At 41.6% G+C, this 24,292-nt stretch carries 21 protein-coding genes and 2 tRNA genes; 11 read left to right on the top strand and 12 right to left on the bottom strand.

The window, feature by feature from the left end; all coding sequences use genetic code 11:
* Positions 1-123: 123 nt before the first annotated feature.
* Together L1283_RS00265 and L1283_RS00270 are read right to left on the bottom strand one after the other, a co-directional pair.
* Positions 124-196: transfer RNA gene (locus L1283_RS00265), tRNA-Phe, on the bottom strand.
* Between the two features lie 42 nt (positions 197-238).
* Positions 239-311: transfer RNA gene (locus L1283_RS00270), tRNA-Phe, on the bottom strand.
* A gap of 188 nt (positions 312-499) precedes the next feature.
* Here L1283_RS00270 and mnmA point away from each other — a divergent pair.
* From mnmA to L1283_RS00285, 3 genes are all read left to right on the top strand, one after another.
* Positions 500-1,591: a tRNA 2-thiouridine(34) synthase MnmA gene (mnmA, locus tag L1283_RS00275; RefSeq protein ID WP_429625597.1), complete on the top strand. Its 1,092-nt coding sequence runs from the start codon at positions 500-502 to the stop codon at positions 1,589-1,591.
* Positions 1,592-1,776: 185 nt separating this feature from the next.
* Positions 1,777-2,841 carry a PA0069 family radical SAM protein gene (locus L1283_RS00280; protein WP_145329700.1) on the top strand — a complete coding sequence of 355 codons (1,065 nt, stop codon included), beginning with the start codon at positions 1,777-1,779 and terminating at the stop codon, positions 2,839-2,841.
* A gap of 51 nt (positions 2,842-2,892) precedes the next feature.
* Positions 2,893-3,435, top strand: a complete 543-nt coding sequence (locus tag L1283_RS00285; RefSeq protein WP_145329702.1) for a GNAT family N-acetyltransferase — start codon at positions 2,893-2,895, stop codon at positions 3,433-3,435.
* A gap of 71 nt (positions 3,436-3,506) precedes the next feature.
* Here the strand turns inward: L1283_RS00285 and L1283_RS00290 are convergent, their stop codons facing one another.
* The 4 genes from L1283_RS00290 to L1283_RS00305 form a co-directional block, all read right to left on the bottom strand.
* Positions 3,507-4,925 (bottom strand): amino acid permease, encoded by a 1,419-nt coding sequence (locus L1283_RS00290; RefSeq protein WP_145329704.1) that lies wholly within the window; start codon positions 4,923-4,925, stop codon positions 3,507-3,509.
* 385 nt (positions 4,926-5,310) lie between these two features.
* Entirely contained in the window at positions 5,311-5,472 is a 162-nt protein-coding gene (locus L1283_RS00295; protein ID WP_145329708.1) for a FeoB-associated Cys-rich membrane protein, read from the bottom strand.
* A 6-nt stretch (positions 5,473-5,478) separates the two neighbouring features.
* On the bottom strand, positions 5,479-7,581 hold the full coding sequence (feoB, locus tag L1283_RS00300; RefSeq protein WP_088162631.1) for a ferrous iron transport protein B: 2,103 nt from the start codon (positions 7,579-7,581) through the stop codon (positions 5,479-5,481).
* Positions 7,581-7,820 (bottom strand): FeoA family protein, encoded by a 240-nt coding sequence (locus L1283_RS00305; protein WP_046672175.1) that lies wholly within the window; start codon positions 7,818-7,820, stop codon positions 7,581-7,583. The genes feoB and L1283_RS00305 overlap by 1 nt, the downstream gene beginning before the upstream one ends.
* Before the next feature lie 128 nt (positions 7,821-7,948).
* Here L1283_RS00305 and L1283_RS00310 point away from each other — a divergent pair, with 128 nt between their 5' ends.
* Positions 7,949-8,398, top strand: a complete 450-nt coding sequence (locus L1283_RS00310; RefSeq protein ID WP_075993915.1) for a MarR family winged helix-turn-helix transcriptional regulator — start codon at positions 7,949-7,951, stop codon at positions 8,396-8,398.
* 5 nt (positions 8,399-8,403) lie between these two features.
* On the opposite strand, the gene L1283_RS00315 is transcribed toward L1283_RS00310, so the two are convergent.
* Positions 8,404-9,213, bottom strand: a complete 810-nt coding sequence (locus L1283_RS00315) for a ZIP family metal transporter (protein WP_075993914.1) — start codon at positions 9,211-9,213, stop codon at positions 8,404-8,406.
* Positions 9,213-9,794: a phosphatase PAP2 family protein gene (locus tag L1283_RS00320; protein WP_075993913.1), complete on the bottom strand. Its 582-nt coding sequence runs from the start codon at positions 9,792-9,794 to the stop codon at positions 9,213-9,215. Before L1283_RS00320 ends, L1283_RS00315 begins: the two co-directional genes overlap by 1 nt.
* A 200-nt stretch (positions 9,795-9,994) precedes the next feature.
* Here L1283_RS00320 and glmM point away from each other — a divergent pair, with 200 nt between their 5' ends.
* Entirely contained in the window at positions 9,995-11,377 is a 1,383-nt protein-coding gene (gene glmM / locus L1283_RS00325; RefSeq protein WP_286849695.1) for a phosphoglucosamine mutase, read from the top strand.
* A gap of 88 nt (positions 11,378-11,465) precedes the next feature.
* Positions 11,466-13,541 (top strand): Na+/H+ antiporter, encoded by a 2,076-nt coding sequence (locus L1283_RS00330; RefSeq protein ID WP_145329712.1) that lies wholly within the window; start codon positions 11,466-11,468, stop codon positions 13,539-13,541.
* A gap of 124 nt (positions 13,542-13,665) precedes the next feature.
* Here the strand turns inward: L1283_RS00330 and L1283_RS00335 are convergent, their stop codons facing one another.
* The 4 genes from L1283_RS00335 to L1283_RS00350 all read right to left on the bottom strand — a co-directional run bounded on the left by L1283_RS00335 (position 13,666) and on the right by L1283_RS00350 (position 16,784).
* Positions 13,666-14,688: a WD40/YVTN/BNR-like repeat-containing protein gene (locus L1283_RS00335; protein WP_088162630.1), complete on the bottom strand. Its 1,023-nt coding sequence runs from the start codon at positions 14,686-14,688 to the stop codon at positions 13,666-13,668.
* A 13-nt stretch (positions 14,689-14,701) separates the two neighbouring features.
* Positions 14,702-15,175, bottom strand: a complete 474-nt coding sequence (locus L1283_RS00340) for a hypothetical protein (RefSeq protein ID WP_075993910.1) — start codon at positions 15,173-15,175, stop codon at positions 14,702-14,704.
* Position 15,176: 1 nt separating this feature from the next.
* Positions 15,177-15,665 (bottom strand): hypothetical protein, encoded by a 489-nt coding sequence (locus L1283_RS00345; RefSeq protein WP_232475594.1) that lies wholly within the window; start codon positions 15,663-15,665, stop codon positions 15,177-15,179.
* A 96-nt stretch (positions 15,666-15,761) separates the two neighbouring features.
* Positions 15,762-16,784: a LacI family DNA-binding transcriptional regulator gene (locus L1283_RS00350; RefSeq protein ID WP_075993908.1), complete on the bottom strand. Its 1,023-nt coding sequence runs from the start codon at positions 16,782-16,784 to the stop codon at positions 15,762-15,764.
* 120 nt (positions 16,785-16,904) lie between these two features.
* Here L1283_RS00350 and L1283_RS00355 point away from each other — a divergent pair, with 120 nt between their 5' ends.
* From L1283_RS00355 to L1283_RS00375, 5 genes are all read left to right on the top strand, one after another.
* Entirely contained in the window at positions 16,905-18,389 is a 1,485-nt protein-coding gene (locus L1283_RS00355; RefSeq protein ID WP_088162629.1) for a xylulokinase, read from the top strand.
* Between the two features lies 1 nt (position 18,390).
* Positions 18,391-19,719 (top strand): xylose isomerase, encoded by a 1,329-nt coding sequence (gene xylA / locus L1283_RS00360; protein WP_075993907.1) that lies wholly within the window; start codon positions 18,391-18,393, stop codon positions 19,717-19,719.
* A 51-nt stretch (positions 19,720-19,770) separates the two neighbouring features.
* A complete protein-coding gene (locus tag L1283_RS00365) occupies positions 19,771-21,447 on the top strand; it encodes a sodium/sugar symporter (RefSeq protein ID WP_088162628.1) in 1,677 nt (558 codons plus the stop codon).
* 121 nt (positions 21,448-21,568) lie between these two features.
* On the top strand, positions 21,569-23,524 hold the full coding sequence (locus L1283_RS00370) for a gamma-glutamyltransferase family protein (RefSeq protein WP_198385975.1): 1,956 nt from the start codon (positions 21,569-21,571) through the stop codon (positions 23,522-23,524).
* A 42-nt stretch (positions 23,525-23,566) separates the two neighbouring features.
* Positions 23,567-24,214, top strand: coding sequence for a 2'-5' RNA ligase family protein (locus L1283_RS00375; protein ID WP_088162627.1), 648 nt, complete (start codon positions 23,567-23,569; stop codon positions 24,212-24,214).
* Positions 24,215-24,292 lie beyond the last annotated feature (78 nt).

A 24,292-nucleotide genomic window follows, 5' to 3' on the forward strand; every position in this document is an offset into this window, starting at 1 on the left:
GCCCATCGAAATCGAGTAGTAGGGATATGGTACATGTTCTACACAGCAGAGGTGAAGGGGAAGTTGTATGAAATGCAGTTAGCTAAAACAAAAAAAGCCTGTTCAATGAACAAGCTTTTTTTGTGGTGCCACCTGGGTTCGAACCAGGGACACAAGGATTTTCAGTCCTTTGCTCTACCAGCTGAGCTATGGCACCAGTTGACCTTTTATTTAAATCTGTGATCATCAGATTGAAGCGTGGTGCCACCTGGGTTCGAACCAGGGACACAAGGATTTTCAGTCCTTTGCTCTACCAGCTGAGCTATGGCACCGCTTTTTTGCTATGGGTTTGTTCCCCTATTGCGATGCAAATATAGTCCGATAATTTGAATTCTAAAACTTTTATGCAGATTATTTTCGTACTTTTTTCGAACGTGTTGATTTTGATCGAGATAAAATTACAAGAAACTAACATATAGGAAAAGGAATAAGCTGTATCTTTGCATTTCAATAATTAGAGATGAGTAAAAGAGGAAGAGTTTTAGTTGCAATGAGTGGAGGGGTAGATAGCTCCGTTGCTTCTGTCATGCTCCACGAACAAGGATATGAAGTTATCGGTATCACGATGAAGACATGGGATTATGCATCCGCAGGTGGTTCGTCGAAAGAGACCGGATGTTGTAGCCTTGATAGTATCAATGACGCTCGTACATTAGCCGTAAACTATGGTTTCCCTCATTATATATTAGATATACGTGATGAGTTTGGAGATTTTGTGATTGATAATTTTGTAGAAGAATATATTGCTGGACGCACGCCTAACCCATGCGTATTGTGTAATACCCACATTAAATGGGAGGCTTTAATGAAACGTGCTGACAAATTGGACTGTGAATTTATCGCTACCGGGCACTATGCCAATATCCGTATGCACGACAATGGTCGCTATGTGATATCAAAAGGTAAGGATGAAAATAAAGATCAATCTTATGTTCTATGGGGCGTGTCTCAAGAAAACCTTGCGCGGACGCAGTTTCCTTTAGGATCTTTCACGAAAAAGGAAATTCGTCAGATGGCTTTGGATATGGGACAAAAAGAATTGGCCAATAAGTCTGAAAGTTATGAAATCTGTTTCGTTCCTGACAACGACTACCGTGCGTTTTTGAGACATAAGGTGCCAACATTGGATCAACAAATTGGTCGGGGTAATTTTATCCTTTCCGATGGTACCGTCGTCGGTAAACATATTGGCTATCCTTATTTCACCATCGGTCAACGTAAAGGCTTAGGTATTGCCTTGGGTAAACCGATGTTTGTGATCGAAATCCTTCCAGAAAGTAATACGGTGGTATTGGGTGAAGAACACGAACTTGAAAAGTCACATGCCTATGTTCGCAATGTGAACTTTGTGAAATATGCCGGACTGGATCAACCGATGGAAGCAATTTCAAAGGTACGTTATAAAGATTCTGGTGCTTTGTCGACCATCTCCCAAGAAGGCGATAAAGTGCGCATTGATTTTGTACACAATGTGAAAGGTATTGCTCCTGGACAATCGGCCGTTTTTTATGAAGGCAATGATCTACTCGGTGGTGGTTTCTTAATGAAATAAGAAGAAGCTGGACTGAGATCTAGCATAAGAATTTTAATCCCTATCCTGTAACGACAGTATAGGGATTTTTTGTTTGGTTTAAAATGCGACTTATCTGGGCTTCTAATTCGAAGATATTCACTTTCCGCTATAAAGATTGAGAAATCTTAATTTGATATTACTAATAATTTTAGTAATTTTAACTTATGAATTCGTCAGAATATTTTAAGGGTAGAGGGGCGCAGATCAATCCCAATAACAAATTTTTTTCTAACCAATACGTGCAGGAGCATGTTGAAGGGCTGGATGAGGAGTTTTTGGGGGCCGAAAAAACACAATTTATTCCGACTCATCCAAAATCCATTATTTCCAAGTCAAATAGTCCGGATCTCCGTTTTGAAAGATCCATTAATCCCTATCAGGGCTGTGAACATGGGTGTATTTACTGTTATGCGCGCAATTCGCATGAGTATTGGGGTTTTAGTGCAGGATTGGATTTTGAGCGTAAGATCTTGGTAAAACATAATGCCGCTCAGCTTCTCGAACAGGAGTTTAGAAAATCGAGCTATCAGCCCGATTTGATTATGCTTTCCGGTAATACAGACTGTTATCAACCTATTGAACGGAAGCTGGGTATCACACGTTCGCTTTTAGAATTGATGGTCAAATACCAGCATCCGGTCTCTATCATCAGCAAAAATGTACTGATGCGGCGGGATTTTGATCTTTTGCGTGAACTTGCAGCACGCAATCTGGTTTCCGTTGCAGTAACCATCAATTCGTTGCGCGAGGAGGTACGTCAGAAAATGGAACCACGTACTGCAACGGCATCGGCCCGGTTGAAACTGATCGAGGGATTGACAGGGATTGGTGTACCCGTCATGCTGATGATGGCACCCATTGTTCCGGGGATCAATAGTGATGAGATTTCAGATCTGATTCGTTCGGGGGCAGATGCGGGCGCAATTACAGCCTCTTATACCATCGTGCGGCTCAATGGACAGATCGGTGGTATCTTTAAGGATTGGCTCTATCAGAACTACCCTGACCGTGCTGAGAAGGTATTACATTGGATTGAAGCCTGTCATGGTGGAAAAATTAACGATACCGATTTCGGGCGGAGGATAAAAGGGGATGGTCATATGGCCGAGAGTTTACAGCATTTATTCAAGCTTTCTGTCAAGAAATATATGAATAATGGGACGCTCCCATCCTTGAGAAGGGATCTTTTTCGCTTACCCGATGCAGGCACACAGCTGGGATTGTTTTAGTTATTAGTGTCAAATGGCAGCAGAAAATAAGCCATTTGTGTAATTTTAAAAATGGAAATTAAAACAGAACGGCTCAAGCTCAGATCCGTAGAGAAAATAGATTTGGAAAATATCCATTCCCTATTAATGTACCCTGAATCTGCATTGTTTAATCCGAGTGGATTTCCGGATGGAATAGCCCATACGGCGCAAATGGTGGAAGCTTGGTCAGCGCAAATCCATGAATCCGATGTCCGAAAGGATTATACCTTTTATATAGAAACTCTAGAAGGAAAGGAGTTTATTGGTCTAATTAATATCAGCGTTGTCAAGCTACGCTATCGAAATGCAGAAGTATGGTTTAAGCTTGTTCCGACAATGTGGAATAAGGGCTATGCAACAGAGGCATTGAACCGAATCCTGACATTTGGTTTCAAGGAACTTAATTTTCATAGAATTGAGGGCGGTTGTGCGGTTGAAAATATCGCTTCCGCTAAAGTAATGGAGAAAGTCGGCATGGTCAAAGAGGCTCGCAGACGGAAAATTTTGCCGTTAAAAGATGGTTGGAGCGATAATTATGAATTTGCTATTCTCGAGGAGGAATACCCGCTTTAAATTTTAGCAAAAAAGCCTGATTCATGCAATGAATCAGGCTTTTTTTATTGATAAGATCGAGGTTCTGTGAACTAAGATTTCTTTCTTTTGATCAAAACATAACTCACATAGAGTAATATAAGCCAAGCGGGGATCAATTCTACCGGAAGTTTCATTCCTGTGATCCACATGATGCCAAGTACAGCGATCAAAAAGATCAGACAGATATAGTTACTTAGGGGATATAGAAAGGATGGAAACTTGGTCTGTAAGTGGGCATCGAGTTTATTTTTTCTGAAATACAAATGTGTAATGGAAATCATGACCCAGTTTATAATCAGTGAAGATACCACAAGCGACATCAAGATCTCCAAGGCATTTTTCGGCGCAATATAGTTGATAAATACACAGATCGCAGCGAAAAGTGCCGAGACCAAAATTGCGTTAATAGGCGCATGATTCTTGTTGAGTTTCGAAAGAAAACGAGGGGCATTCCCCTGTTCTGCCAGTCCATATAGCATTCTGCTGTTGCTGTACACACTGCTATTATATACTGATAATGCGGCGGTAAGAACAATGAGATTTAGCGCATTTGCGATAATTTTTGTGAAATAGAAAGTCTTTCCAAAGAGGGTAAATTCAAATCCATTAAGTTTGTCAAATACCAGTACAAAAGGACTTGTATCGGCGGTGATATTCGTCCACGGTGTCAAAGAGAAAAGAATAATGAGTGCACCTACATAAAAGATCAAGATCCGATAGATCACCTGGTTGGTCGCTTTGGGGATGTTCTTTTCGGGATGTTCGGCTTCTGCAGCAGTAATACCAACCAACTCTAGACCACCGAAAGAAAACATAATCAATGCCATGGCCGAAAGGAGACCTTCAAAATTGCCATCCGATGTTTCGCTAAACCAGCCTTTTGGGAAAAAACCGCCATGTGAAGTCAGGTTGCTGAGACTTGCCTGCTCACCTCCAGTACCGCTTACCAGTAAGTATACACCAAAAACAATCATTGCGATGATCGCAATAACCTTAATGATAGAAAACCAAAATTCCGTCTCGCCATAAATTTTGACAGAGGCAAGATTAAGGGCGTTGATTGCAAAGAAGAAAAATAAACTTGATGCCCATAGGGGTATTTCAGGCCACCAGAACTGCACATAAACGCCTATTGCTGTAAGTTCGGCCATGCTTACCAAGATATACAGGACCCAATAGTTCCAGCCCGAAGCATAACCTGCAAAAGAACCCCAATATTTATTGGCGAAGTAGCTAAAACTTCCTGAAACAGGTTCTTCAACGACCATCTCGCCCAATTGGCGCATAATAAAAAAAGCAATAATTCCAGCGAAAGCATAGCCGAGTATAACTGCCGGCCCAGCTAGTGTGGCAGCCTTTCCGATACCTAGAAATAAGCCTGTACCAATTGCACCACCCAGGGCAATTAATTGAATATGTCTATTTTGAAGTCCTCTTTTTAATTCTTCCTTATTGTTCTGTTTCTCCATGTGTATGGTTAATACGGTTACTAGTCTGTTTTGACCGATCCTTGGCAGGGGAAACCTGTGAAGACTTTACTCCTTACCAGAATCGAATTGGTCAAAATTGCTGCCGCTGTATGATGTGCCGACGAATAACGTGGCTCCCAGTGCATCTTTTGCCCTAAGCGCATAAAGTTAATAAAACACTTAGGTATTTGTGCACATTCTGTTGTGCTTTTAATGTATTTCGTTGTTTTTTTATAAACAATGGCGGGAGCCATGTTTTTGGCTAAGAAATAGAAAGCGCCGTAATTTAGAAATACGGCGCTTTATGAATTAGTAGCTAGTGTGATTTTTGGCCACTCTAGCTAATAACGAAATCTTATTTGCAAATGCTACTCAAAAAGATAAATTAATTTGCTTTTTGTGTTTTTTCTCCGCTGCAGTCGCATCCACAGCCTTTCGAGCAGCTAGACTTGCCCTTTAATGATTTTCGGACATTTTTAACGACATACCATACAGCCGCCAAGACGAGAATTCCTACGATGAGATATTGTACTGTTAAATTATCCATAGCTTTTTATTTTAAAAGTTGATAAGCAATTAAGGCACTGAAATAGGCCAAACCTGTCATAAAACCAAGCTGTATTAAAGTCCATTTCCATGAGCCTGTTTCCCTTTTTACTGCCGCAATTGTACTCATACATTGCATAGCAAAAGCATAGAACAGTAATAAGGATACACCGGAAGCTAAATTGTAAGCCGGTAAACCGGTATTCCGGTTAATTTCGCTTTTCATTTTGCCTAATACCGTTGTTTTAGATGCTTCATCTTCGATATCCACTTCATCACCAAGGCTATATACTGTTGCCATTGTGCCCACAAACACTTCACGGGCAGCAAAGGAAGAAATGAGACCTATGCCCATCTTCCAGTCATAGCCCAATGGTTTAACAACAGGTTCAATAGCCATGCCAAGATAACCAAGGAAGGAGTGTTCCAGACGATATGATGAAACTTCATGCTCCAAATCTGCTTCGGACAGGTTGGGGTTATTTTTTGTTACATATTCTTCTGCTTGGCTAAATTTGTCGTTTGGACCAAAACTACCTAATGCCCAGAGTATAACAGAAATGGCTAAAATAATTTTACCTGCGCCGAAGACAAAGCTTGATGCTTTTTCCCAGACATTTAAGGCTACATTTTTCCAATCCGGAGTCTTATAGGTGGGGAGTTCAAAGATGAGAAATGATTTGTGTTTTGATTTGATGACTTTGGTCAGGATAATCGCGGATAGCAAAGCTGCGAATATGCCAAGCAGGTACATCACAAACAATACAATCCCTTGTATTTGAAAGCCTCCTAATTTCGTGTCCGGTATCACCAGTCCGATCAGAACGATATAAATAGGGAGACGTGCTGAGCAGGTCATAAAAGGTGTTACCAGAATAGTGACCAGTCTTTCTTTGCTATTTTCGATGTTACGTGCAGACATGACTGCAGGAACAGCACAGGCCACTCCGGAAATCAATGGAATCACTGATTTTCCATTTAGACCAAAGGGACGCAGCCAGCGGTCCATCAGGAAAACAACACGGCTCATATAGCCCGTTTCTTCCATGATCGAGATAAAGATGTATAAAATAACAATCTGTGGAATGAAGATTACAATCCCGCCAATACCTTTGATAATACCATTGCTGAGCAAATCGGTCAGAGGTCCTGCAGGAAGTGCTGTTTGCGTATAGGCTGCAAGATCACCAAATAAGCCATCGATAAAATCCATGGCTGGTCCAGACCAGGTATAAATTGCCTGGAAGATTAAAAAGAGGATACCAAAGAAGATGACATAACCAAAGATTGGGTGAAGCAGGATGCTATCAATCGTATTGGTTTTGTTTTTATTCGAGGATTCATCCTTTACATAGATTTCAGCAAGGCTGCTATCTAGGGATTTACTGCGCAATATGGCTTCGTCTTTTTGCAGCTTCTCGGCCCGCAATTGATATTTTTCACGGATTTGCTGAATAGCCTGATTTTTTTCCTTCGATAAAAAGGATACTTCGCCTTTGGCCAGGTATTGCCAGGTGTGGTATTCCGTATCTAATGGGAAAAGACGTTTAGTTTCCTCTAATGCTGCATCAGCTTCCGTTGGTAGACTGAATTTGCTGATATACATGGGCGGAACAGCATCAAAGTTTTTGATCAGCTGATCGATACCTTGCCCCGTACGTGCATTGGTTTCGTATACTTTAGTATTTAATAGGTGTTCAAGTTTTTGAACATCGATTGTAATTCCTTTTTCTTTGGCTTCATCAATCATATTGATGACAAAGATGGCCGGCAGACCGAGTTCCCGGGCTTGTTGATAAAGAATAATAGACCGTTTTAGGTTCGTAGGTTCAGCGACGACAACGACGAGGTTTGGTCTGAAACTGCTTTCTTTATTGACTAAAGTGTTGAAAACAACTTCTTCGTCCAATGAACTTGGGAACAGGGTATATGTGCCCGGTAAGTCAATAATACGATAAACTTTGTTGTTGGCTTTAACTTGCCCCTCACGTTTTTCGACCGTAATACCGGGATAATTTCCTACTTTCTGATTTAATTTTGTAATCCGGTTAAATAGAGATGTTTTACCCACATTTGGATTACCCAAAAGTGCAATAATCGGGTTATTCATTATTTCTGATCAATAAGGATGACTTTAGCTTCTGATTTGCGGATAGCAATTAAGGCGTTATTAGCACTAATATTTAGACATATAGGACCGTCCAAAGGTGCGATATGTTTCACCTCTACTTCAGTACCGGGTATAAACCCCAATTCGAAAAATTTAGCTGGAATTTCGTGTGAATCAAAATCTATAATTACCGCTTTTTCCCCTTTTTTTAGCTTATCTAAGCTAGTTCTATTACGCATCTGCCTGTTTTTTTGAATTCTTCAAATATACAGAATTTCTACCATTTAGAATGATTCTAATGTCATAGTTATGTATTTAGTAAAAAACAGCTATCTTTACTATTCAGAACGATTAATTATCAACCAGAATGAAGATTGAGGACGAAATCAAAGTAAGTAAATTCAGCAATGAATGGCATCGTTGTACGGTAAATATTCTTTACACGTACAATTGGATTAACAATGAGCTTGAACAGCGTGCTGCCAAAGAAGGAATCACTTTGAAACAGTTTAATGTCTTGCGCATATTGAGGGGCCAATATCCCAAGCCTGCAACCAATAATCTGATTAAATCAAGAATGTTGAGTACTACACCAGATATTTCGCGTATGATTGATCGCATGGTTTCCAAAGAATTGGTTTCACGTTGTCAATCGGGTGGTGATAAAAGGGCAGTGGATTTGGTTATCACTGAGAAGGGCCTCGAGATTCTTAAGAGTTTAGATGAGGATATGTTGATGAAGGATCTTTTACCCGATCGAATTAGCGAAGAAGAGGCAATGACTTTAAGTGCACTGTTGGATAAACTTCGCGGCTAAAGAAATTAATGCGCATGGTCATGATGTTCATGATCATGCGGTTGTTGATGCTGATCGTGCCCATGATCATGTTCTCCGACAAATAAGAAACTTCCGAGTGCAATAGCAACACCGGCTATCACAGCAATCATTTTCTTTTTATTGAATTTATGATGGTCAATTGAGCCCGATTCAAAAAGTATCGTTGTCGATATGTGCAAGAAGATACCAATAACCACGGCCATGATTTTATCAAAATATTGCTGGATATTGCCTACTTCACCTGCACTGATGGCTTTGCTCAGCAAAAAGCCAAAAGGGGTCATTGCTGCAAATAAAGCTAGTGTAATGAGGATGGTGTTTTTCTTTAAATGCGTGCTTATTAGAATACTTCCCAATGCAAATGCCGCCGGAATGTGGTGGATGGATATGCCTAGTGCAAGTTCAGTCTGATGTGTTGCCGCGAGTGGCATGCCTTCAAGGAAAGCATGAAGACATAGACTGAACATAATACCTATTGGAAAACGATGATTGTGGTGGTCGTGATCATTGTCGGTATGGATATGGCCATGCTCGATCCCTTGGGAGAACTGTTCAAGAAAGAGCTGGAAAAGAAATCCAGCAAGCACATAAATACCCAATACCTCAGGTGAAGTATTGTTAGACTGATAGACATGCGGAATGAGGTGCAGTACCGTAATAGAGAATAAATAGGCTCCACTGAAAGAAAGGATGAGTTTAAGGAAACTGGTTCCTTTCTTTTGTACAAAAAATACAGCAATTCCACTTGCAAATGCAGGTATGAATAAAATTAAAATCAATAAAATTGAATTCATTATACGTGTTCAGTTTTAAAAAAGCTAGGCACAAACCGTTTGAATAAGTAGCCTGTTGCCAATCCAACCAGGATACCTAAGGCTGAACCACAGAGGACATCAAACGGGTAATGGACACCAACATAAATTTGAGAGACTGAAATTAGGGTTGCCCAGGTAATACAAAGCCAAAGCACATGTTTCCATCTTCTCCGGAAAAGTACAATCCAGAAAAAAGCAAGGGAAAAATGATTGGCCGCATGAGAGGAGGTAAAGCTAAAGCCGGAGCCGCATCGCACCCGGATGTTGACATTTTCTTTAAACTCCACGTCGTTACATGGTCTAATCCTTTTTACAGTCTTTTTGATCAAATGAGATGATATACCATCGGAAATTCCGAAGGTAACCAAGGTCATGGCAACAATTAGAATTCCCGTTTTTCCATAGGTCTTTATGAAAAATATGATCAGAAATAAATACAAGGGGGCCCAGGTATATGGATTGCGTAGTATAGGCAATAACCAATCAAACACGGGGTTACTCAAGCCCTGATTAATGGCCAGAAAAATCTCTTGATCGATGTGTACTAATTGTTGAATCATAAATGTTGCTGATGACAATGAAATTCCCAAACTTTAAAAACTCACTTTTCAAAAGTAAAAATAATTTCATTGCAAACGGTTGTTTCTTTTAAAAACAACTTTGTTGCAACAAATATACGTTAAATATTCATTAATTATAATTTTAATTCGATATTTTATTGCCATTGTGCTAAATTTACACGTTAATCAATTCAAAAGAAATGACTTTAATTAAATCAATATCAGGAATTCGAGGTACGATAGGCGGGCGTGCTGGAGAGGCACTTACCCCAATAGATATCGTTAAGTTTACAGCTGCTTATGGCAAAATAATTGTTAAGCAGAGTGGTATCAAAAAAATTGTTGTTGGAAGAGATGCGCGTGTTTCTGGTGAGATGGTAAGTAATTTGGTGATTGGTACCTTGCAAAGCATCGGTGTTAATGTGGTTGATTTAGGTCTTTCAACAACGCCAACGGTAGAGATCGCTGTACCTATGGAAAAAGCTGCTGGTGGTATTATTTTGACTGCTTCACACAATCCAGGTCAATGGAATGCACTAAAGTTACTGAATGCAAAGGGCGAATTTATTTCAGATGCCGAAGGGCAAGAGGTATTGGCCCTTGGTGAATCCTTAGACTTTGATTTTTCCGAAGTTGAAGCATTAGGACAGGTTCATAAAGACTATTCATATTTTCAGAAACATGTAGACGCTGTATTAGCGTTGGAATATGTTGATAAGGAAGCTATTAAAGCCGCTAATTTTAAAGTTGCTTTGGATGCCGTAAACAGTACAGGTGGTACATTTATACCTGCCTTATTGGATGCGCTTGGTGTGCAGACAATCTATAAAATCCATTGTGAGCCGAATGGTCAGTTTCCGCATAATCCCGAACCATTAAAAGAGAATTTGACAGATCTATCAGCTGCGGTTATTGAAAACAAAGCTGATTTAGGGATTGCTGTAGATCCAGATGTAGATCGATTGGTCTTTATGATGGAGGATGGTGAGCTATTTGGTGAAGAATATACCTTAGTGGCAGTAGCAGATTATTTATTGCAGCATAAAAAAGGAAATACAGTTTCTAATTTATCTTCTACACGCGCACTGCGTGATGTGACTAAAGCACATGGTGGCGAATATTATGCCGCTGCTGTTGGTGAAGTCAACGTGGTTACAAAGATGAAGGAAGTGGATGCGGTAATTGGCGGAGAAGGAAATGGCGGTGTTATCTATCCTGCATCTCACTATGGCCGTGATGCACTGGTAGGGGTAGCGATCTTCTTGACACATCTGGCTAAACTTGGTAAAAAAGCCTCCGAATACCGCGCCTCTTTACCGCAGTACTTTATGTCAAAAAACAAGATTACACTGACTCCGGAATTGGACATTGACAACTTATTGGCCAAAATGGAGGAAAAATATAAAAATGAAGACCATTCAACAATCGATGGATTGAAAATAGACTTTGAAAATGAATGGGTTCATTTACGTAAATCGAATACCGAACCGATTATTCGGATTTACTCGGAGGGACCTACGCCTGAAGCTGCTGAGCAGATCGCGCAGAAGATTATCCGCGAAATTGAAGAAATAATTAAATAAAGATAAAAAGCTGCCTATGCAGCTTTTTGTTTTAAGACTGATCTCATCGGAAGAGGATTGTCTTAGCTATTACGAAGTTTTATAATGTATGATTAGAAAGATCATTTTAGGTACGTATTGTTTTCTTAGTTTAATTTTATTTGTCTTTCCGACAAGTGCCCAGCAGCCTATGGACGAAATCAATGGGCTACTGGATCGTTGGCACAAAACTTCGGGTGAGGTAAAGTATGGTCCATTTTTGAATGTTATTGCTTCAGATGGAGTTATTTTGGGTACTGATCATGATGAAAGGTGGGATAAAGCCCATGCAGAGAAGTTCAGCGATCAATATTTCAATCCCAAAAATGCCTGGACTTACACCTATGACAAGCGGCATATCAGCTTTAATGCCGATAGCACGACGGCCTGGTTTGATGAAACGTTTAAGATCAATACCAAGTCCTTTCGTGGCGTGGGCGTATTAAGTAAGCAGGATAATGAATGGAAGCTTCGTCAATACAGCATGTCCATGTCGGCACCTTATGCGGATGTGAAAGCGGCCGTAGGTGGAAAGGCAGGTCAGAAAATTCACAGTAACCTGTTATTGGTGATGGTGCTGTTTTTCTTTATGGCCATGTTATTTGTGCTGAGTCAACGCCTCAAGATCTCTTACCCCATTCTGTTGGTTGTTGGCGGACTTGTGATCTCGTTGATCCCCGGGGCACCTGTCATAAGTGTTGATCCTGATATCGTGTTTATGGTATTTTTGCCACCCTTACTTTTTGAAGCAGCCTGGTATACCAATTGGGGGAATTTTCTAAAGTGGCGACGGTCTATTTTTATCATGGGCTTTGGTTTGGTCTTCTTCACATCGCTGGCGATTGCCTACTTTTCGGTCAGTATTATTCCGGGATTTACCTTGGCGCTGGGCTTTTTACTGGGTGGGATTATCTCTCCTCCAGATGCCGTGGCTGCTAGTTCTGTCCTGAAAGGAGTAAGCATTCCTAAACGTGGAATTGCGATATTGGAAGGGGAAAGCCTGGTGAATGATGCAGCCTCATTGACGGTATTTAGATTTGCATCCATTGCGATTCTTACTGGCCAGTTTGTGATGAGCAATGCGACGACGCAGTTTCTGATGTTATCGGTCATGGGTGTTGTCGTTGGTCTGGTCATCGGTCACATCCTCTATATATTCCTACGTTATGTTGCTAAGTCGTCGAGTATTTCAACACCCATAACCCTTATTGCACCTTACCTGATGTATATTGTTGCGGAGCATTTTGAGTGGTCGGGGGTCTTGGCCGTGGTTAGTGGCGGATTGTTTCTTTCCTTCCGGGCAGGGGATTACCTCAACTATCATACACGGATCCAAACCAAAGAAGTGTGGGCGACAGTGGGTTTTCTCTTAAATGGATTTGTCTTTATCCTCATTGGACTTGAACTCCCGGTGATCATCAATGGTTTGGGGGAATACTCCATGGAGGAAGCTATTGATTATGCATTGGCGATTTGTGTAATTGTTATTGTTTTGCGATTAATCGCCGTTTATCTTTCGGCTTTTGTTCCCAGGATATTATTCAAACGGGTCCGCATCAAGGAAAAGAGTCCAGGGTGGAAATTACCCCTGGTCGTTGGTTGGGCCGGTATGCGCGGAGTGGTTTCTTTGGCATCAGCATTAGCAATACCATTGACTTTATATGATGGAACGGCCTTCCCACACCGAAATCTGATTTTGTTCATTACATTTGTGGTGATTTTAGTGACGCTTGTTTTTCAGGGGCTTACATTGCCTTTGTTGATTAAATTGATAAAAATTGAAGAGGTCGATGAGCAAGCTTCAATGGAGGAGCAAATCGATGAGATTCGGGTACGTCTTGGTAAAGAATCTATTGCGTATCTGGATAAACATTACGCAAAGGAAATGCTGGAGCATGAGACAATTGCCCGTGTTAAAGAGCAGATCATCCGGAGTGTAAATGCATCCGAACGAGCGAAAGAGGAGGATACACGTGCGCAGCTTTCTGCAGTAAGGGGGCTCTATAATAAAATTATGTTGGAACTTTTGGCGCTACGTCGTGACGGCCTGTACAAGATCAAGGAAAGCAAGGCCTTTGACAGTGATGTTATTAAAGAGATCGAGTATTCCCTGGATTTGGAAGAATCGCGTTTGTCGCGCAAGTAGTTGTTTATAAGTGAGTAAATCTCAGTTTTTTTGCACTGCGAAACCTAGCTCCAGTGTTGCAAAAAATAGTGCGCCGTTGTTGTAAGAAATAGCGTGTAGAGGTGCAAAAAATAGCGAATTTAGCTTATAATGCTAAATTCGCTATTTTTCCTTTATCACCCACTAAAAATATCGCTTGGCCTTTTTTTGCCTTTTGTACGGCATTGAAGCTTTCCTTTCCGATAGGCGTCCAGTTTTTTCCGCCGTCATTAGAGAGGTCTGTACCCGAGGTTCCCGTGCTGATCAGCTGTTTTTTTGAAAGGTAAATAACGGCCGACTTAAAGCCATCGGGAGCTGTTTCTGCCGCAAACCATGTTTTACCGCCATCGTTGGTTAACAGGCTATTTTTGTCTTTGTTTTTATCCTCTTTGTAATCGCCACCGACTACAATACCAGTTTTCGACGAGTAAAATGCAACGGAAAAAGGACCGGTGCTATTTTTCCCCTGAATGATGGGGCAGCTGTAACGTTGCCATGTGTCCCCCTGATCTTTGCTGCTGTAGATATTGGCTGCTGTTCCACCGGTGGCAATCCAGTATGTCCCTTTATTATCGCAGTAGATGGAGGTTCCACTGGCCGCAAAACCGGCCTCTCCTTCAGTAATTGTAAAGTGCATATTCGCGGATATATCTTTCCAGGACCTTCCGAAATCGATGCTTTTTAATAGTGGCATTTTCCCCTGAATGGCGTCGCCAAAGGCAATACCGATCCCTTTTGGTGTAAAAGCAAAACCGTCATAAAATATTTCGGGCCGCTTATCTATGAATACTTCTTTCCAGCTTCGACCGCCGTCATGGGTACTTAAGATGATGGCCGGGGAACCTGCCGAAATAATTAAGGCTTCGTTCTCATCAAATGCTTCGATATCCCTAAAATCTGTTTTTTCGTAGCCAATTGGATTTACCCACTGCCAGTTTTTTCCAGCATCGGTGCTGAGCCCGACGGTACCATTGCTTCCGCTTACCCATACAGTTGTATCATCGACTACACTTAGGCCTCTGTAGCTGCTGTTGCGTTCTTGATTTACGATGTTGATTTTTGCTTGTTGAGCACTCAGCTGGCTCAATAAGAAGGTTTGGATAATAAAGACCAGAAATAAAGGTTTCATGTGGTTATGCTTTTTATTTAAACAAATCTACTCGTCTTTTTGAAATTTTTCCCTGTTTTTTTAAGATTGTTTTGCGGAGCTGAAGAAATCCAACGGTCATTTTCCGTGGTGATTTAAAATAAGGAATGCTCAGTACGACCAACAGCGCGATGCAGGCGGAAGTGCCGAGGGCTCCGCCATAACCAGTAAAAAATTTACTGGTATTGAGCAGTATTGTCGTGAAAATAGCGCCAGCTAGAGCCAAACCGAAATAGGTTGATAACTGGTTTTTGGAGACCATGCCTATAAATGACGCGCCTATAAAAATAGGGGGAATGTACTGTGCGAGATGAGGAGGAACACTTTGTGGGAAGAAATGTAGAAAACCTGCAACAAGTAAGGTCAGCAATGCCGATGAACGCACTGCCCCTTGGTGAAACTTGGTGTTGACATAGTATGTCGCCGTGCTCCCGATGATGCCAACTAGGTATAAAATGAATGTTTCCATATTACTTAAAAATATATAAAAGGAGGTAAGTCAGTGAAACACCAAGAAAGGCCAATGTGCCTAGTTTACCGCCGACACCATTTAATAAACTTTTCGATACAATCAGAAAGATCGCTGTAAAAATACTCGCTGCTAAAATAAAAGAGAACCCATGAGCCACTTGCGCATTGGACATTCCTACAAATGCGCCGCAATAAATTGCTGCTGGAAGGTGGGGCAGATAAGTCGAATTTTTGTTGATATTTGGAATGAAAGAGGCTATGGTACCTGTCAGCGCTGCCCCCAATACAGGACCCAAACCGAAGATCTGATTGAAATAGTAGGATGAAATCGCACCTATAGGTACCCAAATAGCAATTTTAATCGATTCATATTCATGCCTGTGATGATGAATGGGCGATTTAAGGTAACTGTATAAGATCAGTAAGGACAATAGGCCAATAAAAGCCAATACAATATAAGAATGTGTATTTTCTACAAAGATGGCCACTAAAAAAAGGGCCTGAATGACGAATAATAAGCAGATGCTTATTATCCTAAATTTCTGCCGGGCTTGCATTTAAACAAATTTAGGCAAAGGTACTGATTATTTGTCTATTCTATTGGTAGATTTTCTTTTTATCAATATGGGATCAAGAACAATCTGTTCGATGGCATCGTACGGATTTTTTTGTTTGACCATTTTCAGAAAGAGTTTTGCACATTCTTCCCCCATTTTGTTGGCCTGTTGATCAATACTTGACAGTGTAGGGCTAATAAAGGAAGAAAAGGTCTGGTTTGCAAAACCGATCACTCCTGTTGCTGGAATGGCAATATTTGCAGTTTTTAATGCCTGAATAATCCCGACAGCTGTAAAGTCATCACCACCAATAAAGGCGTCCGGTTGGATTGCAGATTTTAGAATCTGTTTAGTTCCTTTGATGCCGGCTTCAATGGATAAGTCGCCGCGAATGATAAAGTCTTCCCGTGGGGAAATCTGCGCATCTTTTAAGGCCGCTTCGAAACCATGGAAACGATCCTGGAAAATAGCGATTTCTTTGTCCGTTGTGATAAAGGCAATATTTTTGTAGCCCTGTTCGAGCAGGTGCTGTGTTGCAAGGTAGCCGGCTCTAAAATCGTCAAGTTTGACCACAGGAGCAGGAATATCTTTATGGGTACGGTCAAAAATAACCAGGCATTTGCGCTGATTGATCACTTCCTGAAAATGCTGGGTTTCTTGCGTCTCCAGCGACAACGAAGCAATGATGCCGTCTACCTGAGCTTCAAGTAAGGTCTTCACGCCATTGACTTCATCTTCAAACGATTCATTCGATTGATAAAGCAATAGGCTGTAGTTGTGTTTTTTTAACTCTTTTTCAATGCTATGTACGGCTTCTGCAAAAAAATGAATTTGCATGGTAGGAACAATGACACCGATGGTATTGGACTTGCCCGAGGAAAGAGAAGAGGCCAACTTATTGACGCTGTAATTCAATTCCTTTGCTTTGTCGAGCACCAGCTTTCGTGTCGCCTCGCTGATCGTAGGCACATTATTCAATGCGCGCGATACGGTAGAGACTGTCACTCCAAGCGCACGGGCTATATCATAAATTGTCGTTTTTTTATTCACGCTCCAAAGTAAATAATTTTATTTAATATTTTGATAATTCAGAAACATACCCTACTTTTATGCAACCGGTTGCAATATTAGGCCGATGTTGTTTTTTATAACCAATTTGAATTGATTACCATGTATTTATTAGGTATAGACGTAGGTACTTCTTCTGTAAAAGTTTCGATTGTCGAGGCATCTTCACAACGTAAGGTTTGCTCGGTGCAATATCCGGATGTAGAAGCTCCCATAATTACTTTGGAGCCCAATTGGGCAGAACAGAACCCGCTCGATTGGTGGGACTACTTTAAACAGGCTCTGTTGAAGGCAAACGGGCTGGGCCTGTATGACCCCAAAGCAATTTCGGCCATTGGCATTGCATACCAGATGCACGGCTTAGTTGTGGTCGATAAAGATCAGCATGTGCTGCGAAATGCCATTATCTGGTGCGACAGCAGGGCTGTTGAATTGGGAAATATCGCTTTTGAAGAAATCGGAAGGTCTTTTAATCTGAGTCATCATCTGAATTCCCCGGGTAATTTCACAGCGTCAAAGTTGGCCTGGGTAAAAGCAAACGAGCCGGAAATTTATGAAAAAATAGATAAGATCATGTTGCCGGGGGATTTCATCGCCATGAAACTTTCGGGGCAGGTGACGACTTCCATTTCAGCCCTATCTGAGGGGATATTCTGGGATTTCAAGGATAATGTATTGTCGCGTACGATTATGGATTATTATGGCTTTGATGATCATCTTATTCCTGAGATCTTACCTGTGTTTTCAACGCATGGTCAAATTAAAGCCGCTGTTGCTGAAGAACTTGGGCTTTCTGGTACAGTGACCATCAATTATAAAGCCGGCGACCAGCCTAACAATGCACTTTCGCTGAATGTCCTTCAACCTGGTGAAGTTGCTGCGACCGCAGGTACTTCCGGTGTGATCTATGGCGTCAGCGACAAGCTGATCGCCGACCGCGAATCGCGTGTAAATACATTTGCTCATGTGAATTATCAGGAGAATGATATCCGTACAGGTGTACTGCTCTGTATCAATGGAACAGGCATTATGAATAGCTGGGGTAGACGTTTGTTGGGACGCGATTTGTCTTACGAACAGATTAACGCCCAGGCTGGCGCATCTCCTATCGGTAGCAAAGGATTGCAGGTTATCCCATTTGGCAACGGTGCCGAGCGGATGCTCAACAATCAAACGGTTGGAGCTTCAATTTCAGCGATAGATTTGAATAGGCATGAGACAAGCGATATACTGCGTGCTATACAGGAAGGGATTGCATATGCTTTTCGCTATGGTTTGGATATCATGCGCGAAAATAATCTGCATCCAAATATGATTCGTGCAGGTTATGCAAATTTATTCTTGAGCGCTGTTTTCAGGGAGTCATTTGTGGGAGCCACTGACGTTCCAGTTGAAATCTTTAATCATGATGGCAGTATTGGAGCCGCTCTTGGAGCAGGTATAGGAAGTGGGTATTATGCAGATTCTACAGAAGCTTTTCGGTCTTTGAAACCTGTGTATACAGTGGAACCTCAATTTGTAGCGCAATATGAGGAGCATTATCAGCAATGGAAGGAATTATTAAACAAACAAATAAATAGTAAATAAGATGAATATTATCAAAGGGAAAAAAGAATTTTTTAAAGGCGTTGGCCAAATTCAATTCGAAGGAAAGGACAGTACAAATCCATTGGCTTTCCGTTATTATAATCCAAAACAAATTGTTGGCGGCAAAACCATGGAAGAGTACTTTAAATTTGCCTGTTCGTACTGGCATTCTTTCAATGGTAACGGATCTGATCCATTTGGCGGACCGACACATCAATTTCCATGGGATGAAAGCAACGATGTAATCACAAGGGCAAAAGATAAAATGGATGCGGCATTCGAATTTATCAGTAAAATAAATATACCCTACTATTGCTTCCATGATGTGGACTTAGTTGATTATTCGGATAATGTGGTTGAAAATGAAAAACGTCTGTCGACTATCGTTGATTATGCGAAGGAAAAACAACAGGAAAGCGGTATAAAATTGCTTTGGGGAACAGCCAATCTTTTTAGCCATAAACGCTACATGAATGGAGCAGCAACTAATCCAGATTTTCATGTTCTTGCACATGGTGGCGCACAGGTCAAGGCAGCCTTGGACGCAACGATTGCTCTTGGTGGTGAAAATTATGTGTTCTGGGGTGGTAGAGAGGGGTATATGAGCCTTTTAAATACCAATATGAAGCGTGAGCAGGAACATCTTGCCCAGTTTTTACACATGGCCAAGGATTATGCCCGCAAAAATGGTTTTAAAGGAACTTTCTTTATAGAGCCGAAACCATGTGAGCCTACAAAACATCAATACGATTATGATGCGGCTACCGTGCTGGGCTTCCTGCGCCAGTATAATCTTTTGGAAGATTTTAAATTAAATTTAGAGGTAAACCATGCGACATTGGCCGGACATACGTTCCAGCATGAGCTACAGGTTGCTGTAGATGCAGGTAAATTGGGCTCCATTGATGCTAACCGCGGTGATTATCAAAATGGATGGGATACAGATCAATTTCCGAATGATATCAATGAATTGACCGAAGCCATGTTGATTATTTTAGAAGGTGGTGGATTCCAAGGTGGAGGTGTGAATTTTGATGCCAAAATCCGTCGGAACTCGACAGATCCTGAAGATTTGTTTTATGCACATATCGGTGGTATGGATCTTTTTGCGCGCGCGCTTATTACGGCAGATCGTATCTTGCAAGACTCGGATTACAAAAAAATACGGGCCGATCGTTATGCTTCTTTTGATACAGGCCATGGTGCGTCATTTGAAGAACGGACATTGACCCTGGAGAACTTAAGGGATTTAGCAGTGGAATTAGGTGAGCCGAAAACGATTAGTGGTAAACAGGAGTATTTAGAAAATTTGGTCAATAGATATATATAGTTCTAAAAATATTTCTATATTAGGCGATCAAATTAAACCAATTACCAATACATGAATAATTATTTAAGCACAAAAGATTACATCGTTTTCCTGGTATACTTTGTTATTGTAGCAGGTTACGGATTATGGGTGTATTATCGCAAAAAATCTGAATCTGTAGGTTCCAAAGACTATTTTTTGGCTGAGGGGTCATTGACTTGGTGGGCTATCGGAGCTTCACTTATTGCGTCCAATATTTCGGCCGAGCAATTTATCGGTATGAGCGGTTCCGGATTTAAGATGGGATTGGCTATTGCGACTTACGAGTGGATGGCTGCCATTACACTGATTGTCGTTGCGGTATTTTTTATCCCGGTATACTTAAAGAACAAGATCTTTACGATGCCACAGTTTCTCCATAAACGATATAATGGGACTGTTGCGATGATCATGGCCGTTTTCTGGTTATTGTTGTATGTTGTCGTTAATTTGACATCCATCCTCTATTTGGGAGCCATTGCGGTAAGTAGTATTTCCGGTATCAGTCTGGATGCCTGTATGTATGCCATTGCGATTTTTGCTGTGATCATTACATTGGGAGGAATGAAAGTAATCGGTTATACGGATATTATTCAGGTTTTCTTTTTGGTATTGGGTGGTTTGGCTACCACTTACCTAGCCTTGAATCTCGTTTCAGAGCACTATGGTGGCTCAGGAGTATTGGAAGGCTATCACTTGATGACCGAAAAAGCTTCCGACCACTTCCATATGATTTTGGATCGTAAAAATGAGAACTATCTCGATTTACCGGGGTTAACTGTGTTGATTGGCGGTATGTGGATCGTTAATTTGAATTACTGGGGGTGTAATCAATACATCACGCAACGCGCGCTTGGAGCAGATTTGAAAACCGCGAGAAACGGTATCTTGTTTGCAGCATTTCTGAAGTTATTAATGCCTATCATTGTTGTGTTGCCGGGTATTGCAGCCTATGTCATGTGGAAAGATGGCTTGTTCCAAAATGAAATGATGCAACATGGTGAGGTAAACCCTGACCACGCTTATCCAGTTTTGTTGAATTTATTGCCAGCAGGTTTAAAAGGCTTGTCTTTTGCAGCACTAACAGCTGCAGTGGTCGCTTCTTTGGCAGGTAAAGCAAACAGTATCGCTACAATCTTCTCCTTGGATATTTATAAAAAAGTATTCAATACAGAAGCATCGGACAAGAAATTGGTCAATATCGGCAAGCTAACTGTTGTGGTTGCCATGATTTTGGGTGTGCTGATTGCTCCACATTTGGGTATTGATAAAAAAGGTGGATTCCAATATATTCAAGAATATACGGGTTTTGTATCTCCAGGTATTTTTGCGATGTTCATTTTAGGATTCTTCTGGAAGAAAGCAACTTCAAATGCAGCTTTGTTTGCAACAATTGGTGGTTTTATTTTCTCCATCATCTTCAAGAAATTGCCGGATTGGGTCGATCTGTCATTCTTGTCATCGACAGGTTTCTCCGTTCCAAATCCAACAACAGGAGTCTACGAAATTCCATTTTTGGATAGAATGGGATTCGTCTTCATCATCTGTATTATCGGTATGATTCTCATCAGTATAGTCGACAATAAGCGCGGTGTCGTGCCAGCTGGATTGGAAGTTGATACCACGATGTTTAAACCACACCGGGCGTTTTTGGTCATTGCATTGATCGTAGCGCTATTGGTTACAGCATTATATTCTATTTATTGGTAAACCAATAGCAAATAAGATTTTAAAAACTCCTATCAATCTCGGTTGATGGGAGTTTTTTGTTTGTTTTAAAAATACCTATCTTGGTTTTACTAAAACCATTGCTTAACGAAAGATTGCTGCTATGAAAAGAAGATCCCCCTTGCTACTGATGACGCTGTTTGGATTGCTCACTACCTGTACGCCGATGCTGAGTTCCGCTCAGCGTACACAGAAACCACCTTTACATGGAAAACATTGGATGGCTATTACGGGCAAACCCTTGGCGGCAACAGCGGGTGCCCAGCTATTCCAACAAGGGGGAAATGCGGTGGACGCTGCTTGTGCAATGCTCGCAGCAACCTGTACGATGTGGGATGTACTGAGTTGGGGCGGAGAGACGCAGGCCTTAATTTATCATCCGAAACTAAAGAAGGTCATTGCGATAAATGCCTTGGGGGTAGCACCCAGTGGAGCGACAGTCGATTTTTTTAGATCAAAGGGCTACGAATTTCCACCAGAATATGGTCCCCTTGCTGCTGTCACACCGGGTACACCCGGCGGTTTGTGCTATATGTTGGCTCATTATGGAACGAAAAGTCTAGCAGAAGTATTAGCTCCTGCTCTTGAAATGGCTGCAGGGTACCCGATTGATGCGCAAACTGCAACGAGTATTGAACGTGGCAAAGAGCGCATTAAAGAATGGCCATACAGTAAAAAGGTGTTTTTAGTACATGATGGTAAATCCTGGGAAGCTCCCGAAGCCGGAGAGGTTTTTGTACAGCAGGATCTGCATAAGACCCTATCCAAATTGATAGAAGCCGAAAAGCAGGCTCTTGCAGCGGGTAAAGATCGAAAGGCTGCAATCATGGCTGCTTATGATCGGTTTTACACCGGCGATATTGCAGATGAATTTGTCCGTGGCAGTAAGGAGCAAGGAGGCTTAATCACGAAAGCAGACCTAGCCAATTGGAAACCTATTGAGGAGGAACCATTGCATGTCAATTATAAGGGCGTTGACGTGTATAAATTACAAGAATGGACACAGGGACCGGCCATGCTACAGAGTTTGCAGTTGTTGAAAAACTTTGATCTAAAGGCAATGGGTTATAATTCGGCTCCCTATATCCATACACTCTATCAGGTTATGAACTTGGCCTTTGCCGATCGGGATTTTTATTACGGTGATCCCTACGGTAAACCTAAGACACCAATTCAAGGCCTTTTGAATGAGTCCTATGCTAAGACTAGGGCCGCAACCATTGATCTTAAGCAAAATAACCCGAATGTACTTCCCGGAGACCCTTATCCCTACGAAGGTAAGCAGAATCCGTATCTTTCGTTACTGGAGCAGCGTAAGAAAGAGTTTACGCCACATACGGAGCTGAAAAATGATTTTGTCCCTAAACATGACGCACGCTCAAGTTCGTCGCGAACGGAATTGCCAAAAACAGCTCTTTTGGCATCTTTAACGGTGGATAGTGCTTATGTCGACCGTTTATTGCGGGGAACCACAAGCGTTGAAGCTGCGGATGAAGAAGGTTGGGTCGTTTCGATCACACCAAGTGGTGGTTGGCTCCCTGCCTGTATTGCCGGGAATACCGGGGTGGGCATGAGCCAACGTTTGCAGAGTTTTGTCTTAGATTCGTTGATTAACCCGTTCAATGTGGTCGAGCCGGGCAAAAGACCGCGTGTAACACTCACCCCTTCGATGGCGTTGAAAAACGGAAAACCTTACCTTTCTTTTGCTGTGCAGGGAGGAGATACACAGGATCAAAACCTATTGCAGTTTTTCTTGAATATGGTCGAGTTTGGTATGACGCCACAACAAGCCAGCGAAGCGGCCAATATCAACAGTAACCAGCTTTGGTTATCGCTGGGAGGAACGAAGACCGACGATCGAAAACCGCGCTCAGGTAGCCTTCTATTGGATAAAAATACAGCACCAGCAATTATCGAACAATTAAAGAAAATGGGGTATAGCATACAGCTCGGTGATCGTACCAGTGGACCTATAAATGCTATTTATTTCGACCAGCAGCACCATACACTTTGGGGTGGCAGCAGCAACAATGGGGAGGACTATGGCATCGGGTGGTAGTGTCTCATTAGCTTGCTGCTGGGTTTTGGTTTTGTTATCTCCATGGTATTTGTTATCTTACCTACTGATCGGAAACTGATTTTTGTTATGGAGGGTAGTGTCAATAAATATTCGTTTGTTTTTCAGCCTGATGAAGCTGGTATTGTCTTGGTAGATGGCCTGAAGCGGCGATTACGTGCATCGTTAGCCGAACTGTTTCCCGACAAAAACAAAGGCTGGTATCCCAGTTGCAATTCCAAAGCCCATGTAACGATATGTGCTTTTGAAGCAGATGGGAGTAAACTGACAATGGCTATTGAGGCTTTGCAGGAGACTTTGGTCTATGAGCGGAGTCAGTATGTTTATTTTGATCATTTTTCATCATTCGCCGGTGGTGCGTACTATATTGCACCGACTGTACATGCCCGGAGTTATCTCAAGGACCGGGCGCGAAAGGTTGTTCAAACTTTAGCGGAGTTTGATTTGATCGAGATTAGCGACGAACCCCATATTTCGATTGGACGACGTCTGGAACCAGAACAGCTTGAAATTGCAAAAGAACAGTTGCGGTCTGTCGACCTGAGCTTTATGTGCAAGGGCGTTCATGTGCGGCAGTTTAAACCTGATTTAGGGCAGTACGAGATCGTCGATTTCATCCAATTTGGCAACCAATCAAAGGAAAATTCTGGCCAGCTGGCATTTAAATTCTAATAATGTCGCAGTTTAATTGCCTAATAATGTAAAGCTTTTTATCTTTAAGGCCGACAATAGACGATATTGCACTTATAG

The sequence above is a fragment of the Sphingobacterium sp. HSC-15S19 genome (assembly GCF_050433745.1).
GTDB lineage: Bacteria > Bacteroidota > Bacteroidia > Sphingobacteriales > Sphingobacteriaceae > Sphingobacterium > Sphingobacterium siyangense.

What these genes read in the sequence shown, in the direction of transcription:
- L1283_RS00280 (WP_145329700.1), top strand. Translation starts at nt 1,777, where the DNA reads ATGAATTCGTCAGAATATTTTAAGGGTAGAGGGGCGCAGATCAATCCC.
- L1283_RS00310 (WP_075993915.1), top strand. Translation starts at nt 7,949, where the DNA reads ATGAAGATTGAGGACGAAATCAAAGTAAGTAAATTCAGCAATGAATGG.
- L1283_RS00365 (WP_088162628.1), top strand. Translation starts at nt 19,771, where the DNA reads ATGAATAATTATTTAAGCACAAAAGATTACATCGTTTTCCTGGTATAC.
- L1283_RS00305 (WP_046672175.1), bottom strand. Translation starts at nt 7,820, where the DNA reads ATGCGTAATAGAACTAGCTTAGATAAGCTAAAAAAAGGGGAAAAAGCG.
- L1283_RS00335 (WP_088162630.1), bottom strand. Translation starts at nt 14,688, where the DNA reads ATGAAACCTTTATTTCTGGTCTTTATTATCCAAACCTTCTTATTGAGC.
- L1283_RS00295 (WP_145329708.1), bottom strand. Translation starts at nt 5,472, where the DNA reads ATGGATAATTTAACAGTACAATATCTCATCGTAGGAATTCTCGTCTTG.
- xylA (WP_075993907.1), top strand. Translation starts at nt 18,391, where the DNA reads ATGAATATTATCAAAGGGAAAAAAGAATTTTTTAAAGGCGTTGGCCAA.
- L1283_RS00355 (WP_088162629.1), top strand. Translation starts at nt 16,905, where the DNA reads ATGTATTTATTAGGTATAGACGTAGGTACTTCTTCTGTAAAAGTTTCG.
- L1283_RS00290 (WP_145329704.1), bottom strand. Translation starts at nt 4,925, where the DNA reads ATGGAGAAACAGAACAATAAGGAAGAATTAAAAAGAGGACTTCAAAAT.
- feoB (WP_088162631.1), bottom strand. Translation starts at nt 7,581, where the DNA reads ATGAATAACCCGATTATTGCACTTTTGGGTAATCCAAATGTGGGTAAA.
- L1283_RS00375 (WP_088162627.1), top strand. Translation starts at nt 23,567, where the DNA reads ATGGTATTTGTTATCTTACCTACTGATCGGAAACTGATTTTTGTTATG.
- L1283_RS00320 (WP_075993913.1), bottom strand. Translation starts at nt 9,794, where the DNA reads ATGATTCAACAATTAGTACACATCGATCAAGAGATTTTTCTGGCCATT.
- glmM (WP_286849695.1), top strand. Translation starts at nt 9,995, where the DNA reads ATGACTTTAATTAAATCAATATCAGGAATTCGAGGTACGATAGGCGGG.
- L1283_RS00330 (WP_145329712.1), top strand. Translation starts at nt 11,466, where the DNA reads ATGATTAGAAAGATCATTTTAGGTACGTATTGTTTTCTTAGTTTAATT.
- L1283_RS00340 (WP_075993910.1), bottom strand. Translation starts at nt 15,175, where the DNA reads ATGGAAACATTCATTTTATACCTAGTTGGCATCATCGGGAGCACGGCG.
- L1283_RS00370 (WP_198385975.1), top strand. Translation starts at nt 21,569, where the DNA reads ATGAAAAGAAGATCCCCCTTGCTACTGATGACGCTGTTTGGATTGCTC.
- L1283_RS00285 (WP_145329702.1), top strand. Translation starts at nt 2,893, where the DNA reads ATGGAAATTAAAACAGAACGGCTCAAGCTCAGATCCGTAGAGAAAATA.
- L1283_RS00315 (WP_075993914.1), bottom strand. Translation starts at nt 9,213, where the DNA reads ATGAATTCAATTTTATTGATTTTAATTTTATTCATACCTGCATTTGCA.
- mnmA (WP_429625597.1), top strand. Translation starts at nt 500, where the DNA reads ATGAGTAAAAGAGGAAGAGTTTTAGTTGCAATGAGTGGAGGGGTAGAT.